At 71.3% G+C, this 17571-nt stretch carries 14 protein-coding genes; 9 read left to right on the top strand and 5 right to left on the bottom strand.

Annotation, left to right across the window (positions count from 1 at the left end):
• The first annotated feature begins 5 nt into the window (after positions 1–5).
• Entirely contained in the window at positions 6–1310 is a 1305-nt protein-coding gene (locus DLJ53_RS28595; protein ID WP_111351636.1) for a TRAP transporter large permease, read from the top strand.
• A gap of 262 nt (positions 1311–1572) precedes the next feature.
• Positions 1573–3549: a calcium-binding protein gene (locus DLJ53_RS28590; RefSeq protein ID WP_111351635.1), complete on the top strand. Its 1977-nt coding sequence runs from the start codon at positions 1573–1575 to the stop codon at positions 3547–3549.
• 455 nt (positions 3550–4004) lie between these two features.
• On the opposite strand, the gene DLJ53_RS28585 is transcribed toward DLJ53_RS28590, so the two are convergent.
• The 4 genes from DLJ53_RS28585 to DLJ53_RS28570 all read right to left on the bottom strand — a co-directional run bounded on the left by DLJ53_RS28585 (position 4005) and on the right by DLJ53_RS28570 (position 7378).
• On the bottom strand, positions 4005–5096 hold the full coding sequence (locus DLJ53_RS28585) for a glutamine synthetase beta-grasp domain-containing protein (RefSeq protein WP_111351634.1): 1092 nt from the start codon (positions 5094–5096) through the stop codon (positions 4005–4007).
• 44 nt (positions 5097–5140) lie between these two features.
• The gene (locus DLJ53_RS28580) at positions 5141–5371 is read right to left on the bottom strand and encodes a DUF1127 domain-containing protein (protein ID WP_111351633.1); all 231 of its coding nucleotides are present in this window, start codon (positions 5369–5371) and stop codon (positions 5141–5143) included.
• A gap of 97 nt (positions 5372–5468) precedes the next feature.
• A complete protein-coding gene (locus DLJ53_RS28575; protein WP_111351632.1) occupies positions 5469–6008 on the bottom strand; it encodes an STAS domain-containing protein in 540 nt (179 codons plus the stop codon).
• A 68-nt stretch (positions 6009–6076) separates the two neighbouring features.
• Entirely contained in the window at positions 6077–7378 is a 1302-nt protein-coding gene (locus DLJ53_RS28570; RefSeq protein ID WP_111351631.1) for a cytochrome P450, read from the bottom strand.
• 171 nt (positions 7379–7549) lie between these two features.
• Between DLJ53_RS28570 and DLJ53_RS28565 the strand changes: the two genes are divergently transcribed.
• From DLJ53_RS28565 to DLJ53_RS28550, 4 genes are all read left to right on the top strand, one after another.
• Complete coding sequence (locus DLJ53_RS28565; protein ID WP_111351630.1) at positions 7550–9139, top strand: bifunctional AfsR/SARP family transcriptional regulator/alpha/beta hydrolase; 1590 nt, start codon at positions 7550–7552, stop codon at positions 9137–9139.
• A gap of 151 nt (positions 9140–9290) precedes the next feature.
• On the top strand, positions 9291–10148 hold the full coding sequence (locus DLJ53_RS28560; RefSeq protein WP_111351629.1) for an HpcH/HpaI aldolase/citrate lyase family protein: 858 nt from the start codon (positions 9291–9293) through the stop codon (positions 10146–10148).
• The gene (locus DLJ53_RS28555) at positions 10145–11335 is read left to right on the top strand and encodes a CaiB/BaiF CoA transferase family protein (RefSeq protein WP_111351628.1); all 1191 of its coding nucleotides are present in this window, start codon (positions 10145–10147) and stop codon (positions 11333–11335) included. The genes DLJ53_RS28560 and DLJ53_RS28555 overlap by 4 nt, the downstream gene beginning before the upstream one ends.
• Positions 11332–12489 carry a CaiB/BaiF CoA transferase family protein gene (locus DLJ53_RS28550; protein ID WP_111351627.1) on the top strand — a complete coding sequence of 386 codons (1158 nt, stop codon included), beginning with the start codon at positions 11332–11334 and terminating at the stop codon, positions 12487–12489. The genes DLJ53_RS28555 and DLJ53_RS28550 overlap by 4 nt, the downstream gene beginning before the upstream one ends.
• Positions 12490–12492: 3 nt before the next feature.
• Here the strand turns inward: DLJ53_RS28550 and DLJ53_RS28545 are convergent, their stop codons facing one another.
• The gene (locus DLJ53_RS28545) at positions 12493–13251 is read right to left on the bottom strand and encodes a GntR family transcriptional regulator (protein WP_111351626.1); all 759 of its coding nucleotides are present in this window, start codon (positions 13249–13251) and stop codon (positions 12493–12495) included.
• Between the two features lie 226 nt (positions 13252–13477).
• On the opposite strand from DLJ53_RS28545, the gene DLJ53_RS28540 reads away from it, so the two are divergent.
• The 3 genes from DLJ53_RS28540 to DLJ53_RS28530 are packed head-to-tail and all read left to right on the top strand — an operon-like array spanning position 13478 to position 17564.
• Complete coding sequence (locus tag DLJ53_RS28540; RefSeq protein ID WP_146620125.1) at positions 13478–14869, top strand: MmgE/PrpD family protein; 1392 nt, start codon at positions 13478–13480, stop codon at positions 14867–14869.
• On the top strand, positions 14866–16269 hold the full coding sequence (locus DLJ53_RS28535; protein ID WP_202913406.1) for a phenylacetate--CoA ligase family protein: 1404 nt from the start codon (positions 14866–14868) through the stop codon (positions 16267–16269). Before DLJ53_RS28540 ends, DLJ53_RS28535 begins: the two co-directional genes overlap by 4 nt.
• On the top strand, positions 16266–17564 hold the full coding sequence (locus DLJ53_RS28530; protein WP_111351624.1) for an amidase: 1299 nt from the start codon (positions 16266–16268) through the stop codon (positions 17562–17564). The genes DLJ53_RS28535 and DLJ53_RS28530 overlap by 4 nt, the downstream gene beginning before the upstream one ends.
• Positions 17565–17571 lie beyond the last annotated feature (7 nt).

The raw sequence follows: 17571 nt of genomic DNA, 5'->3' as shown, positions 1-17571 counted from the left end.
ATGACATGGACCCCTTTCTGACCGCCCTCCTCCTCTTGGCGGTCGTCTTCATCGCGCTCGGCGCCGGCATCTGGATCTTCTCCGGGCTGATGGTCGCCGCGCTGTTCTGCTTCCTCGTCCTCCTCGACTTCCCGCTGGTGCGGGTCGGCTCCATCGCCAAGCCGATCATCTTCAAGGGGGTGGTGAGTTTCGAGCTGGCGGCGGTCCCGCTGTTCATCTGGATGGGCGAGATCATCAGTCGGACCAACGTCTCGGCGATGCTCTTCCAGGGGCTCGCGCCGTGGGTGAACCGGCTTCCGGGCGGCCTGCTCCACGCCAACGTCGGCGGCTCGGTGCTGTTCTCGGCGCTCTCGGGCTCCAGCGTCGCCACCACGGCCACCATCGGCCGCGTCACCAGCCGCGAGCTCTTCAGCCGCGGCTACGACCAGAAGCTGACGCTCGGGTCGATCACGGTCGCCGGCACCATCGGCATCATGATCCCGCCGTCGATCACCCTGATCGTCTACGGCCTCATCGCCGAGGTCTCGGTGGCCCGGCTCTTCGCGGCGGGCGTCCTGCCGGGGATCATGCTGGGCGCGCTCTATTCGAGCTACATCGCCGCCGCCCATGTCGTCCGGCCGAGCCTCAACCCGCCCACCGCGGAGACCTTCACCTGGGCCGACCGGCGGCGCGGCCTGCTGCGCCTCCTGCCGACCGTGATCCTCGTGATCTTCCTGCTCGGCAGCATCTACGGCGGGTTCGCGACACCGTCCGAATCGGCGGCGGTCGGCGTCCTGGGCGCGCTCGTCATCGCCCACTTCAGCGGCGGCATCACGCTGCGCGACATCTACGATTCGGCGATGAGCGCGGTCCTCACCACGGCGATGATCGGCAGCGCCGTCGCGGGCGCGGCGCTGCTCGCGAGCGCCATCGGTTTCCTGCACCTGCCGCAGCTCGTCTCCGAGGCGATCGCGGCGCTCCAGCTCTCGCCGATGATGCTGCTCCTGGTGCTCACGATCGTCTACGTGCTCCTCGGCGCGGTGCTGGACGGCATCTCGATGATCCTGATGACCGTGCCGATCACGCTGCCGCTCCTCGTCGCCAACGGGTTCGATCCGGTGTGGATCGGCGTCTACCTCGTCCTGATGGTCGAGGTCGGGATGGTGACGCCGCCGATCGGCTTCAACCTCTTCGTGCTGCGCGGGATCACCGGCATTCCGATCGGCCGCATCGCCCTCGCCACGTTCCCGTTCTTCCTGCTGATGTTGCTCGGCGGCCTGCTCCTCGCGGCCTTCCCCGGCATCGCCCTCTGGCTCCCGAGCCTCCTCTGACGCGCCGCTGAGGGCAGGCGCGCAGGCGGGCCGTTCGCGCCGCGGACATGTCGCCCGCCCGGCGCCCCGACCGGGACACCGTCCGGCCCCACGATCACGCATTTGTGGGCCGGATCGTGGCGTGCGGCCGCAATTACCACGATTGCGCCGTTGGTTTACAACGGTGAATCTCACGGTCGCTCCAACTCGACACGCTCATGCCGGTCCCGAGGCAACGCCGCGGTGGCTTGCCTGTCAATGACCATGTCTATGGAGCGTGAAAATGCCCGAGAAGACCATTGTCGGCAGCAACCTGCGCGATATCATCAATGGCACCGACGATCCTGAATTCATCGACGCGCTGGGCGGTAACGACGTCGTATTCGCCGGCGGCGGCGACGACGAAGTCCGTGGCCGCGCCGGCAACGACCTGCTGATCGGCGACGAGGGCGACGATACCCTCTTCGGCGACGGCGGCGACGACACCGTCACCGGCGGGGCCGGTAACGACGTCATCACGTGGCGGACCGGAGACGGGTCGGACGTCGTCGAGGGCGGCGCGGGCTACGACACCGCCAACTTCCACGGCTCCCAGGGCCTCGTCGGCGACAACTTCGAAATCGCCTCGGTCGGCGCGCGGATCGAGTTCCGCGACGGCCTGGTGCTGCCGTCCATCGTCAGCATCGGCACGACCGAGAAGATCGTCGTCCGCGCCCTCGACGGCAACGACAACATCGACGCGAGCGCCCTCGAGGGCGGCATCGTCGACTTCTTCGCCGACGGTGGCGACGGCAACGACACGGTCAGCGGCAGCAACGGCAGCGACCTTCTGCGCGGCGGCGCCGACAACGACGTCCTTATCGGCAACAAGGGCAACGACACCATGGAGGGCGGCGACGGCCGCGACCTGATGGTGTGGAACAACGGCGACGGGTCCGACACGATGATCGGCGGCGCCGGCGGTGACACCGCCCAGGTCAACGGCTCCGAGGACAGCGCCGATTCCTTCAAGGTCAGTGCTCCCGACGGCGAGGTGCTCTTCCAGCGCACGAACCTCGGCCCCTTCAGCATCGCCATCAAGGAGACCGAGCGGCTCGAGATCAACGGTCTCGGCGGCAACGACACCATCAACGCCCATGAGCTTCCGGCCGGCCTCATCAGCATCGTCGCCGACGGCGGCGCGGGCAACGACCGCCTCTTCGGCAGCGCCGGCGGCGACCTGCTGCAGGGCGGCACCGGCGACGACCGCATCGTCGGCAACAAGGGCGACGACACCATGGAAGGCGGCGACGGCCGGGATACCATGGTCTGGAACAACGGCGACGGGTCCGACGTCATGGACGGCGGCGCGGGCAATGCCGACGTCGCACAGGTCAACGGCTCGTCGGGCGAGAACGGCGACCACTTCGTCGTCGACAGCAACCTCGCCACCGTCCTGTTCGAGCGCGTGAACCTCGGCCCGTTCTCCCTCGAGATCACCAACACCGAGCGGCTGGAGCTGAGCGGCCTCGAAGGCAACGACACCATCGACGCGAGCGCGCTGCGTGGCGGCCTGATCGACGTCGTCATGAACGGCGGCAACGGGGACGACGAGCTGATCGGCAGCCAGGGCGACGACACCCTGGTCGGCGCGAAGGGCGACGACACGATGCTCGGCGGTGGCGGCAACGACACCATGGTCTGGAACAACGGTGACGGCTCCGACGTCATGAACGGCGGCAACGGCAACGATACCGCGATGGTGACCGGCTCCGACTTCGCCGGCGACGAGTTCGAGATCCGCTCCACCGTCAACGGCGAGGTGGTGTTCGAACGCGTCAACTTCGGCAACTTCACGCTCGACATCTCCAACACGGAGACGCTCATCGTGAAGGGATATGGCGGCGACGACAGCATCGACGCGCGCGCCCTCGACGACGGGTTCATCAACCTGCGCCTGTCGGGCAACGCCGGGGACGACACGATCTTCGGCAGCAAGGGCGACGACCGCATCTCCGGCGACGAGGGTAACGACACGCTGGCCGGCGACCAGGGCAACGACGTCTTCGTCTTCTCCGAGGGCGAGGACACGGTGCGCGACTTCGGCGTCGGCAACGACCGGATCGAATTCGCCGACGAACTCGACGTGAACTTCGGCGACGTGCAGGCGGGCCTGACCCAGGTCGGCGCGCACGCGCAGATCGATCTCGGCAACGGCAACGTGCTGACCCTCGAGAACACGAACGTCAACGACATCGGCTTCTTCGACTTCATCTTCTGATCGCGGACCGGGGCGGGCGGCCGGTCCGGCGGCCCGCCCCATCCCCCGGCGCCCTTAGCGCCCTCGCTGGCGCGGTCCGTCTCGAGCCACCCCGCGACCGAACCGCGCCAGCACCCCCACCGCGCCGCCCGGCCGATCCCCGCGGATCCGCCGGGCGGCGTTCGTTTGCGAGGCTGGTGCCGGGCGTTGTCCGTCACCACCGGCGCACGTCCGCCACGGGTTCGGGACCGGGACGATGGACCCCGCCTTGCCCGATGCGATGCCCGCCGGCGCCGGCGTTCCGCCGGACCGGTCCCGCCACGCCGCCTCTGGCGACCGGGTGCCCGCAGCCGGATCGACCGGCAGCGACACGACACAAACGAAATGGCCCCGGAGCGAGGAATTCGCTCCGGGGCCATCGGGTTCGTCGTGTCGGCGGCCGAGCTGCCCGGCCGCCCGGGCGCGTCGGCGGTCGGTCAGTCGTTCGCCGCTCTCGCCATCGCCGGCCGGCCGTTCGCCTCGGCGACGTGGCACACGGTCGTGATCAGGGACGCCACGACGCGGTACGGGTCGGCGTTGGCCCCGGGGCGGCGGTCCTCGAAGTATCCGCAACCCTTCTGCGCCACCGGCTGGGGAATGCGGATCGATGCGCCGCGGTGGGCGACGCCGGAGCGGAAGTCGTGGATGCTGCACGTCTCGTGCAGCCCCGTCAGCCGCGCGGCCAAGCCCTCCCCGTAGTGGACGATGTGCTCGTCGTGGCGCGACGACAGCGCCTCGATCGCCGCGCGGATCGCCTGCAGGCCGCTCATCGGGTTGCGCGTCGCGGCGGTCGAGAAGTTGGTGTGCATGCCCGCGCCGTTCCAGTCGCCGGCCACCGGCTTGTTGGCGAAGGAAATGCGGTAGCCGAACCGCTCCGCCTCGCGCTGGAGGAGGTAGCGGGCGAGCCACAGGTGGTCCGACATCGTCAGCGCGTCGCACGGCTCGCCATGGATGCCGCGGTAGCCGATCTGGAACTCCCACTGTCCGGGCATCACCTCGGCGTTGGTCCCGTAGATCGAGAGGCCCGCCTCGAGGCAGGCGTCGGCGTGGGCGTCGGCGAGCTCGCGCCCGAAGGCGACGTCCGCGCCGACACTGCAGTAGTAGGGCCCCTGCGGCGCCGGGTAGCCGTTGACCGGGAAACCGAGCGGACGCTCGCCGCGATAGATCGTGTACTCCTGCTCGAAGCCCGCCCACGCGTCGACCTCCGGGCCGGCCGCCTCGAGGACGCGGCGCAGGCGGTCCCGCGTGTTGGTGGCGTGCGGCGAGCCGTCCGGGTTCAGCACCTCGCACAGTACGAGGACGCCGCGCCCGCCGCGCCGCGGATCCCGCACGACCTGCACCGGCTGCAGCAGGCAGTCCGAATCGTCGCCGACGGCCTGCCCCGTGGAGGAGCCGTCGAAGCTCCAGACGGGGAAATCCTCCGGCGACGGATCGGCGGTGAGGCGCACGACACGGGCCTTGGAGCGCAGCTGCTGCGTCGGCCGCGTCCCGTCGAGCCAGATGTATTCGGCGAAGCCTTTGATGGTCATGATGGTTCCGTGGTTGTCGAGGCGAGGAGGAGCGGCGCGCCGGCCTAGAGGCGAAGATCGCGTTTCACTTCGATCACTTGCGCGCGGGAGAGGCCGACATCGGCGAGCAGATAGTCGGGCATCTCGAGAAGTTCGTCGTACTGACGGTGATTGCTAAAGTATTTTCCGATGCGGCGGGCCGTGCGCCACACGACGCTCCCGAAAGACTGGGCGATGGTCTTGTGACGTTCTGGATCGAGGACGCCGATCGTCGCAGCGGCCTTCTTCGGATACATTGGAGATCTCCATTGTTGTGATGGGAACGAGGACGGGACCCCGCGCTCATCCACCGAGGACTGGCGGGCGAGCGGCGGGTCTGCGTCGGAGCCGTGCCTATCGGCCCGCTCCGTACCAGCGGGCGGCATTGCCGGGATCCCTTTCGAACGGGGCGAACACCGGCTCTGCGGGTCGTGAGGCGGGGTGTCGGCAGCGGTCCTGCGCGGCGACAGGCGCGCGGTCGAGCCCGGCGGCCGGGCGGGTCGAGAACACCGCCGCCTCCGCCGCAAGGGACCGTGCGGGAGGTACCCGAGGCATCTCCGGCGCGATCGCCGCCACCGCCGCGGCCCGGTCCGCGTCGAGGGTGACGAGCGACCGGAACCCCAGGTCCGCCAGCAGCGACGCCGCCTCCGGGCCGGCACCGCAGATGCGCATCGTACCGCCGCCCTGCCGCACCAGGCGCGCGGCCACGAGGAGGCCGCGCACGCCGGCCCGCGTCAGCCGCGTCACGCCGCCGAGGTCCACGATCAGCCTGGCGCCACGGTGCCGGGAGCACCCGACGAGCGTGTCGTAGAGCGGACCCGCAGCGCGGCTGTCGACGACCCCCGAAACCCCGACGATCAACAGATCCCCGTGGGCGTTGACCCAAATGTTCATTTGAAATGCTTTCCGACTTGCGGGTGCAAACGCACCGGCGGGACGAGCCCCGCCCGGCGCGGCGCCCGTCAGTGAATGCGGACCGGCATCGGCGTGATCTGGCGGATCCCGCCGAGGCCGGTCATCTGCGGCCGGGCCTCCATCGCGAGGTCCGGCGCCCCGCGGATCAGGGCCGCGAGGCTCTCCTCCATCTCGATGCGTGCCAGCATCTCGCCGAGGCAGCGGTGCGGCCCCATCCCGAACACCGCGTGCAGCCGGGGATGGTCGTCGCGGCGGATGTCGAAGCGGTCGGGCTCGCTGTAGAGGCCCGGGTCGCGCATCGCCGACATGGTGCTGAGGCGCAGCATCGCCCCCGCCGGCACCGTCATGCCGGCGATCTCCATCGGCACGACGGCGGTGCGGGAGATCGAGCCGACCGACGGCTCGAAGCGCATGCCCTCGGCGATCGCGCCGGGGATGAGATCCGGATCGCGCTTCACCGCGTCCCACTGCTCGGGATGCTCCAGGAGCAGGGCCACCAGCATCGCGAACGCCGCGCGGGTGGTGTCGCTCCCGGCGAGGATGACGCCGATCACCTGGTTGACGAGGCTCGAGAAGCCGATCACCGGATCGGCGCTCCACGCGTCGACGAGGCTGGTGAGCACGTCGCTCCGCGCCACCCGCTGACGGGAGCGGAGCTGCCCGGCGACGTACGCGTAGAGCTCCGCCGTCGCCGCCTCGATCTCGTTGTGGCACGCGTGCGGGTAGATCGGCGTCAGCGCCTTCGAGAGCGCGTAGACCCGGGGCGCGAAGTATTGGGCGTCCTGCACCGGCAGGCCGAGGATCGTCGCGATCATCTCCGCCGGCACGCGCGCCGCCATCCGGTCGACGAAGTCGAAGGTCTCGCCCCGTGGCAGCGCGGCCACGATCCGATCCGCCACCACGGCGACGTCGGGTCGCTTCGAGCGCATCAGCGCGTAGGTGAAGGTTCGTGCGAAGAGGCCGCGCTTGGCCCGGTGCTCCTCCCCCTCGTTGAAGAGCATCACGTCCTCGATGAACTGGGCGGTGAAGCCCTCGGGGATCGCGTTGAAGCGAATGTAGTCGCCGCCCGTGATCTGCCGCGTGCGCCCGTCGGTGAAGAGGTCGAGCACCTCGCGCGCCCGCAGAACGAAGTACTGCATCACCCCGACCTGGACGACGGGATGTGTCTCCCGCAGCGCCGCGAAGGCGCCGTGCGGATCGTCGAGGAAGCTCCGCATGTCGATGACCGGCGGTGCCCGCCCCGCCTCGGCCCCGTTCGCGCCGGGGCCGCTCTCCGGTCCGATGAAGGACCGGATCGGCGCGCCATCCTCGGAAGTATTAGGATTGGAATTCTTCTTAAAAACGTCCACGATTTCACGCCTTTTTGATAGCCACCGCGCCGCGCCGAACAGTCGTCGCTGCAAAATCCAAAGATCGATGGCTCAAATCGCAATCTGTGGGCTCAGCGTTGTTGTCAGCGTTGTGGAGGGCGTATTATTCCGACCCCACACGCGTTGTTTTGAATCCACTGGAGCCCGTGCATGGCGTCACACGAGCTGGAGATCTCATTGTTCGGCGAGCTGCGGGTCGTGTCGCAGGGCGTCGAGGTGGTTCTGCCGGCCTCGCGCAAGGCGCGCGCGCTCCTCGCGTTCCTCGTCGCGACGGGGCGTCCGCAACGCCGCGAACGGCTGTGCGAACTGTTCTGGGGCCTGCCGGACGATCCGAAGGCGGCGCTCCGCTGGTCGCTCAGCAAGTTGCGCAAGGTGGTCGACGCGCCGGACCGCGCCCGCATCATCGCCGACCGCGAGCGCGTGACCTTCGACGCGGCCGACGTGCGCGTCGACCTCAGCGACATCGAGGCGAGACTGCGCCGGCGGACGGGCGATCTCACCGTCGCCGAGCTGGAGGAGATGGCCGGCCAGCTCAACCTCGTCTTCCTGGACGGGCTCGACGGGGCGGGCGACACGGCGTTCGAATCCTGGCTCGCGGTGGAGCGGCACGACGCGGCGGAGGCCCGCGCCGAAGTCCTGCGGCGCCTGGCGACGCATCCCGACATCTCGCCCCTCGCCGCGCCCAAGTGGCTGCTGCTCTGGCGGGAGGCGGACCCCGCCGGTGCCCCCGCGCCGGACGCGGAGGAGACCGACCCGCCGGCCGCAGCCCCGGTCCCGCCCCAGGTCCGCGCGAGCCCGGGGCGCAAGGCCGCCGGTCCCGCCCCCCTCGGGGGGAGACGGGCGAAGCCTGCTCCGGCGACCGGCTCGACGCCGATCACCCGGCGGCGTCCCCTGCGCGCGCAGCGGATCGGCTTCTGCGACGTGCCCGACGGCACGAAGATCGCCTACGCCACCGTCGGCGCCGGCCCGCCCCTCCTCAAGGCCGCGAACTGGCTGAACCACCTCGAGTTCGACTGGTCGAGCCCGATCTGGGGGCGAAGCTTCGCCGCGATCGCGCGCCAGCGCACGTTCGTCCGTTACGACGAGCGCGGCTGCGGCCTGTCGGACTGGGACGTGGACGACCTCAGCTTCGAGGCCTTCGTCGAGGACCTCGAGGCGGTGGCCGACCGGCTCGGGCTAGAGCGCTTCCCGCTGCTGGGCGTATCGCAGGGCTGCGCGGTCTCGATCGAGTATGCCGTGCGCCATCCCGAGCGCGTCAGCGGCCTGATCCTTGTGGGCGGCTACGCGGCCGGCTGGCGGCACCTCGCGAGCGCGGAGGAGCAGGCCCGGCGCGAGGCCGTGCTCACCCTCACCGAGCTCGGCTGGGGCACCGACAACCCCGCCTACCGGCACATCTTCTCGCAGACCTTCATGCCGGACGCCGGACCGGGCGAGCTCGCCTGGTTCGACGAGTTCCAGCGGCAGACCACCTCGCCCCGCAACGCCGCCCGCTTCCAGGACGCGTTCGGCTACATCGACGTGCGCGACCGTCTGGCCGAGGTGCGCACGCCCACCATCGTGCTGCACTCCAAGTACGACCAGCGCATCCCGCTGGAGCACGGGCGCGCCGTCGCCGCGGGGATACCGGACGCCCACTTCGTCCCGCTCGAAAGCCGCAACCACGTGCTGGTCGACCACGAGCCGGCGTGGCGGGTCTGCCTGGACGCCGTCGGGCAATTCCTCGGCGACTACCGGATCTGAGCCGCCGCGTCCGCTCGGCGCCCACGCGTGCACGTCGCTGCGGAAGGGCGGCGCGGCACTGCTTGACATCGGCTGTCGGGACCGCGAATTTGTCCGGACATATTTGCGCGATCCGTCAGCGCGCCGCCCCATCCGCCACCCGAGAGGACGCATGGCCAACCCCCGCCGATCGCTGCTCTTCACTCCGGCCACGCGGCCCGACCGCTTCGCGAAGGCCGCGGCGAGCGGCGCGGACATCGTCTGCGTCGATCTCGAGGACGCGGTCGCGCCGCAGGAGAAGGACGGCGCCCGCGCCGAAGCGATCGCCTGGCTGACGGGGGCAGCGACCGGCGAACGGTTCGAGCGCGCCGTGCGCATCAACGCGCTGACGACGCGCGCCGGACTTCTCGACCTCGCGGCGCTGGCCGACGCGCGGCCCGCATCCGGCCTCGTCTTCCTTCCCAAGGTGGAGACGCCGGGCGAGGTGCGCGTCGCCGATGCCATCCTGTCCGAAGCCGGAGCCACCTGCACGCTGGGCGCGCTGATCGAGTCCGGCGACGGGCTCGACGCCGTCCACGACATCGCGGCCGCCTCGCGCCGGCTCCGGGTGCTCCTCTTCGGCGCCGTCGACTTCTCGGCCGACCTCGGCCTCGACCTCTCGCCGGGCCCGCTCGCCTATGCACGCGGCCGCCTCGTCCATGCGGCACGCCGCGCCGGGTGCAGCCTCCTCGACGTGCCGTCGCTCGACTTCCGGGACAACGACGCCGTGGCCGCCGAGGCCGAGGCCGCCCGCGCAATGGGCTTCACCGGCAAGGCGGCGATCCATCCGGCGAACGTCGCCGCCATCAACGCCGTCTTCACCCCCAGCGTCGCAGAGGTCGCCGAGGCCGCCCGCGTCCTCGCCGCGTTCGACGCCATGGGGACGGGAGTCGCCGTCCTCGACGGCAAGCTGATCGAGGCTCCCGTCGTCCGGACGATGCGGGCCCGACTCGAGGCCGCGCGCGCCGCCGGCATGGAGGTCCCCGCGTGAGCCTTCCCCTTCCACTCGAGGGTGTGCGCATCCTCGCCGTCGAGCAGTTCGGCGCCGGCCCGTTCGGCACGCTCTACCTCGCCGACATGGGCGCCGACGTCGTGAAGATCGAGCCGCCCCAGGGCGACAGCGCCCGCATGTCCGGCCCGCACTTCCTGTCCGAGAACGACAGCCACTTCTTCCAGACCTTCAACCGCAACAAGCGCTCGATCGTCGTCGACCTCAAGACGGCCGAGGGTCAGGCCGTGCTGCACCGCCTCGTGCCGCGCTTCGATGCGGTGATGAACAACCTGCGCGGCGACCAGCCCGACGCGCTCGGCCTCACATACGAGGCGCTGTGCCACCTGAAACCCGAGATCGTCTGCTGCCATCTCTCCGCGTATGGCCGGACCGGACCGCGGGCATCATGGCCCGGCTACGACTACCTCATGCAGGCCGAGGCGGGGTGGATGTCGGTGACCGGCGAGCCGGACGGCCTGCCGACCCGGGCCGGCCTCTCGGTGGTCGACTACATGACCGGCATCACCGCCTCGCTCGGCCTCGTCTCGGCGCTCCTCGGCGCCGCACGCAACGGCCGCGGGCGGGACGTCGACGTCTCGCTCTACGACGTCGCGATGCACCAGCTCTCCTACCCGGCCACGTGGTACCTCAACGAAGGCACCGTCACGGGTCCCCGCCCCCGCTCCGGCCACCCCAACTTCGTCCCGTGCGAGATGATGCCGACGGCCGACGGGTGGGTCTTCGTCATGTGCGTCCTGCCGAAGTTCTTCGTGGCGCTGTGCGAGGCGCTCGGCGCGCCGGAGCTTCCCGAGGACCCTCGCTTCAATACCCAGAAGGGCCGCAAGGGGAACCGCGACGCGATGATGGAGATCCTCGACCCGCTCGCCAGGACCCGGACCACGTCGGAGTGGATGGAGGCGTTCGGGGGCCGCGTGCCGGCCGCGCCGGTGCTCACCATCGACAAGGCGCTCGACAACCCGTTCTTCCGCGAGCGCGGCGGCGTGCGTGTCGCGCCGCACCCGCTGCGGCCGGACTTCGCCATGGTCGCCTCGCCGATCCGCACCGGCGCGGATGCCCCCTCGAACGCCGGCCCCGCCTTCGGCGGCCAGACCGACGAGGTGCTCGGCGAGGCGGGCTACGGCGCCGAGGAGATCGCCGCGCTGAAGGCGGCGGGGACAGTGCGATGAAGCTCGAAGGCGTGCGCGTCCTCGACCTTTCGATGTTCCTGCCCGGCCCGTACCTGACGACGCTGATGGCGGACCACGGCGCCGAGATCATCAAGGTGGAGCCGCCGTCCGGCGAGCCGGCGCGTGGACTGGGCTACCGGTCGGAGGACGGCGTGTCGGTCTGGTACCGCAACACCCACCGCGGCAAGCGCTCCGTCGTCCTCGACCTCAAGACCGAGGCGGGGCGCGAGGCGCTGATGACCCTCGTCGACACCGCCGACGTCTTCATCGAGGCGTTCCGCCCGGGCGTCGTCGACCGGCTCGGTGTCGGCCCCGACGCGGTCACGGCGCGCAACCCGCGGATCGTCTACGCGTCCATCTCGGCCTTCGGGCAGGTCGGGCCCGAGGCGAAGCGGCCGGGGCACGACCTCGCCATCGAGGCGCTCGCCGGCATCGTCTCGCTGAACCTCGGCGCCGACGGCGAACCGACCAACCCGCACATGCCGGTGGCCGACCTGTCCGGCTCGCTGATGACCCTGGTCGCGGTCCTCATGGCCCTCCTGCGGCGCGAGACGACCGGGCGCGGCGACGTCATCGACATGTCGATGCAGGACGCGGCGATGTCGTTCCTGCCCAACGTCGTCGGCCCCGTCTTCGCGGAGAACCGGGCGCCGCGCGTGAAGGAGGAGCGCTCCTTCGGCGGCTACGCCTTCTTCTCGATCTACCGGACCAGCGACGGCCGGCACGTCGCGCTGGGCGGCGTGGAGCACAAGTTCGCCGCCAACCTCCTCAATGCGCTCGGGCGCCCGGACCTGATCGGGATCGCCGCCGGCCCGCCCGGTCCGCCGCAGCAGCCGGTGAAGGACTTCCTCGCCGAGACCTTCGCCACGAAGACCCGCGACGAGTGGGAGGCGTGGTTCGAGAGCCTCGACGTCTGCTTCGCGCCGGTCCTCGATCTCAAGGAGGCGTTCGACCGCCCGCAGGTGGCCCTGCGCGAGATGAAGGTGCGCACGGAGGACGGCGCCCTCCACATCGGGACGCCGATCAAGTTCCGCGACGAGCCGGGGCGCATCGACCCCGGCCTCGCCGCCCTCGGCGAGCACACCGAGACCGTGCTGCGCGGCGCCGGCGTTCCGGAAGCGACGATCGCCGCCTGCCTGAAGCGCATCCCTTGAGGCTCACGCGTCCGGCCCGGTCTCCTCGCGGCGGAGGCGCATCGTGTAGGCGAAGGTCTCGGACGGATGCCAGCTGGCGGCGATGATCAGCGGCTGCTCACCTGCGCCGAGATACTGCCGCACGACCCGAACCGACGGCGCGCCGACCTCGCGGCCGAGCGCCTCTGCCGCCTCTTCCCCCATGGGCTCGGCGGTGAAGTCCTGCACAACCTCCACCACGCGCCGGCGGAAGCGGCGCTCGATCAGCTCGTAGATCGGCCCGTGCGCGGTCGGCAGCTCGTCGGCGATCGCCGCGAAGGCGGCCGGCATCCAGATGCGCGTGAAGCAGATCGGCGCACCCGCCAGGGTGAGGCGTACCCCCTGGAAGCTGTTCCACTTCCCCCGCTTGGAGACGCGCTGAAGGTCCGCCGGAACGGGGACGACCCGCGCCGCCGGCTCGAACAGGATCCGCGTGTCCGCGGCGTACTCCAGAAGCTCGCGCAGCGAGCGCATCGAGTGGCGGTAGACCGCCGGCGGGGTGCTCGCGATGACCTCCGTGCCGGAGCCCTGGCGACGCCGCACCAGGCCGAGCGCCGTCAGCCGCCTGAGCGCCTCGCGCGCGGTGTGCCGGCTGATCGAGAACTCGGTGCAGATCTCCTGCTCGGTCGGCATGACGGTCCCGACCTTGTACTCGCCGACCGCGATCCGGTCCTGGAGCAGCGCCGCGATCTGCTGGTAGCGGGGCTCGCCCTTGGACAGAGCGTCCGAAGCGGTGTCGTTCATATGGCCATCGCGTTCCGGGCTCCGTGGTGGGGCGCTCTAAGTCGTGGGCCGGGTCGCCGTTGTCCAGCCCCCCGCGACCCGATCAGATGGTCTCGTACTCAATTGACCCATTGCGCAGTCTAGCGAAATTCGGCACAACTTGTCCGGACAAATTTGCGACACCTTCGCAGTTGCCGCCCTGCCCCTCAACCTGGATCCGCCACACAGCTCGAACAGGCCCCAAGACGTGGATACGCCCCCCCATCCGGAGATGCCGCTCCTTCGCCGTCTCGCCACCCTGCTGGCCCGGCCGGTGTCGCCGTCCGACCGGCAGCGCGCGGCGCTCCATGTCCTCGACTGGGCGGGCTGCGCGGTGGCCGGTGCGGCCTCCCCGGCGGGGAGGCTCCTCGCCGAGCATGCCGCGCGGATCGGGACCGGTCCATGTGCCGGTGTCGGCCGGCCGGGCCTTTCCGCATCGGCCGCGGCGTTTTTCAACGGGGGCGTGGGCAACGTCCTGGAGATGGACGACATCCACCGGACCTCGATCCTCCACCCCGGCCCGGTCGTGGTGCCGGCGGCGCTCGCCGAGGCGATGGCGACCGGCGCCCCGCCGGCCCGGCTGCTCGACGCGGTGGCGCGGGGCTACGAGGCGATGATCCGCATCGGCGCCTCGGTGGGCCCGGGCCATTACGCGCTGTGGCACAACACGTCCACCTGCGGCCCCTTCGGCGCGGCGGCGGCCGCCGCAGCCGTCCTCGAGCTCGACGAGGAGGCGACGGTCTGGGCGCTCGGCAATGCCGGCGCGCAGGCGTCCGGTCCCTGGCGCTGCCGCCACGAGCCGGTGATGACGAAGCAGCTTCACACCGCGCGCGCCGCGCAGTCCGGCCTCCAGGCGGCTGAGCTCGCCGCCCTCGGCTTCACCGGCCCGGCCGGCATGCTGGAGGGCGCGCAGGGGTTCTACGCCGCCATGTGCCCCGACCCGCGCCCCGAGGTGGTGACCGCCGAGCCGGACGGCCCGTGGCGGATGTGGGACGTCGGCTTCAAGCCCTGGCCGGCCTGCCGCCACGCCCACCCGACCATCGACGCGGCCCTCGCGCTGCGCCGGCGCGGCGTCGCGGCGGACGCCGTGCGCAGCATCGCCGTGCGCACCTACGACGATGCCCTGCGCTTCTGCGACCGGCCCGAGCCGGCCACCGTCATCCAGGCGAAATTCTCGCTCCAGCACTCGGTCGCGGTGGTGCTGCTGGACGGCCCGCCGCCGCTCGAGGCGTTCGAGCCGCCCGCCATCGCCCGCGAGGACGTCGCCCGGCTCCGCGCCGCGACCACCGTCGCCGCCGGCGAGCCGTTCGTCTCCGCCTATCCGGAACGCTACGGTGCCGAGGTGAGCGTGACGCTCGCGAATGGCGAGACGCTGACCGAGACCGCGCCCGACGCCCTCGGCGACCCGGCGAACCCCGTCGACATCGACCGCCTCACGCGCAAGGCGCGCGCGCTGATCCTCTCGGCGGGCCACAGCGACACTGCCGCCGACCGGTTGATCGAGACCGCGCTCGCCCTTCCCAACGCCGGCACGCTCGCCGACTTCGCGGCCGCTCTCGCCACGCCTCCAGCCCGCCCCACCAAGGACACTGTGCAGTGACCCAACGCTCCCAAGGCCCGAGCTATTTCGACGTCTTCGACAGCGCGCGGATGGCGCGGGATTATCCCGTGGCGGACTTCCTCTCCACCTACCGCGGGATGAGCCGGGACGAACTCCACGCACTGCAGAACGCGCGCTTCGGCGCGCTGATGGCCACCGCCTGGAAGGTGCCCTTCTACCAGCGGCATTGGGGCGCGAAGGGGATCGAGCCGGGCGACATCCGCTCGCTCGACGACCTCGCAAAGCTGCCGCCCTACTCGAAGTCCGACCTGATGGCCTCGGTCGAGGCATTCCCCCCGTTCGGGGACTTCTCCGGCATCGAGACCTGGCCGGAGGGCGAGCGCCCGCCGATGGTGCTGCAGACGACGTCCGGCACCACCGGCAAGCCGCAACCCCTGATCTGGGGACCGAAGGGGCGCGAGGTGCAGAACATGATCCTCGCCCGCATCTACCTGATGCAGGGCATGAAGCGCGCCGACGTCGTCCACAGCGTCTACGGCTTCGGCATGGTCAACGGCGGCCACTTCGTGCGCGAGGCGATCAGCCACTGGGTCGGTGCGCCGGTGCTCACAGCCGGCACGGGCGCCGACATGCGCTCGGCCCGCCAGGTGCAGATGATGCGCGACTTCGGCGTCACCGCCCTCGTCGGCTTCGGCGACTACCTGAAGCGCCTTGCCGACGTCGCCGGGGAGGAAGGGATCCTCCCCGGTCGCGACATCCGGCTGGGGCTCATCTCGGGCCACATCGGCGCCGACAGCGCCTCGGCGCTCTCCGAGGCGTGGGGTGGCCCGGAGGTCTACGACTGGTACGGTGTCGGCGATACCGGCCCGATCGCCGGCCAGGGTCCGGACCGGGACGGCATGCACGTCATGGAAGACGCACAGTTCCTCGAGATCCTCGACGTGGAGAGCGGCGACGCCGTCCCGGAGGGGCAGATCGGCGACATGGTCTGCACGTGCCTGCACAAGGACGACCTCTACCCCATCGTCCGCTTCAACACCCACGACGTCACCCAGACGCTCCCCGGCGACAATCCGCTCGGCCTCCCGTTCCGCCGCATCCAGGGCTTCATGGGCCGCTCGGACAACATGGTGAAGCTGCGCGGCATCAACATCTATCCGCAGGGGATCGGCGCGCTGCTCTCCGCCCACTTCCCAGAGATGGCGGCCGAGTACGTCTGCCGTGTGGAGAAGCGCGACGGACGTGACGAGATGGTCGTCATCGCCGAGGTGCGCGAGCGCCCCGCGGGCCTCGCCGAGGCGATGGCCGAGCAGCTCAGGACACGCCTCGGCGTGCAGATCGACGTCGAGCTCGCCGGCATCGGCGAGACCGCCCACCTCACCGAGATCGAGCAGCGCCAGAAGCCGATCCGCCTGATCGACAGGAGGAAGGACGCGTGAAGGCGATCGCCCGGAAGGTCGCGGATCAGCTCGAGCGCATCGCGGCGCGGCCCGAGGACGCCATCTTCCTGCGCGTCGACGCCGACCGGGCGATCGCCGCCGCCGAGGCGAGCGACGCGCGGATCGCCGCCGGCCGCCCGCTCGGGCCGCTCGACGGGGTGACGGTCGCGGTGAAGGGAAACCTCGCGGTCGCGGGCGCCCCCTGGACGGCGGGCATCGCCGGCTGGCGCGGGCGCATCGCCGAGCGGGACGCCACGGCGGTCGCCCGCCTCCGCGCGACCGGCGCCATCATCCTCGGCGAGGTGAACCTGCACGAAGGCGCGCTGGGCGCGACGACGGACAATCCCACCTTCGGCCGCTGCGCCAACCCGCTCGGCGCGGGCCTCACGCCCGGCGGCTCGTCCGGCGGTTCCGGCGCGGCGGTGGCGGCCGGGATGGCGGACGTGGCGCTCGGCACCGACACGATGGGATCGGTGCGCATACCGGCCGCCTATTGCGGCGTCGCGGGAATCAAGCCGACCGCCGGCCTCGTCGGGCGCGGCGGCCTCGCCTACCTCGCGCCGACGCTCGACAGCGTCGGCCCGCTCGCTCCGTCCGTGGCGCGGCTCTGGCCGGTGCTCGCGGCGATCGCCGGACCCGACGTGCGCGACCCCGACAGCCTCGCCGCCCCGGCCGCGTGGACCGAGGGCCAGCAGCCGTGCGACCTCTCCGGCCTCACCTTCGGCGTGCCGCGCCAGATCGACGACGTGGACTGCGAGCCCGCCGTCCTGACCGCGTTCGCGCTCGCGCTCGAGGCGGCGCGCGCGGCGGGCGCCGAGATCGTGACCGTCGACGTCGCCGGCTGGGAGCCGGGCCGGGCCCGGCGCGGTGGGCTTCTCGTGTCGGAGGCGGAGGGCGCCGTCGCGATGGCCGCGCTGATGGACGTCGAGGACGCCATCAGCGCCTATCTGCAGGGCCTCCTCGCCTATGGGCGCGATGCCGGCGCCCCCCGCCTCGTAGACGCCTATGCGCGGATGCGCGCGGCGGGCGCGGCGTGCCACCGCGCGCTCGCCGCGGTCGATGCGCTGATCCTGCCGACGGCCCCGCAGCGGGCCTTCCCGCACGACAGGCCCGCGCCGGCGAACCAGGCGGACCTGACGGCGATCGCGAACTTCGCGGGTGTGCCGGCGGTCGCCCTCCCGGTCCCCCTGGCGGAGGGAGGGCTTCCGGGTTCGGTGCAGCTCGTCGGCAAGCCGTGGTCGGACGGATCGCTCCTCGCCTGGGCCGAGCACATCGAGGCCGAGCTCGCCACCTGACGCCGCC

Origin of the sequence: Acuticoccus sediminis (assembly GCF_003258595.1) — a bacterium.
Lineage (GTDB): Bacteria > Pseudomonadota > Alphaproteobacteria > Rhizobiales > Amorphaceae > Acuticoccus > Acuticoccus sediminis.
Note: the sequence above shows the minus strand (reverse complement) of the source record. Positions and strands in the feature narration are given on the sequence as shown.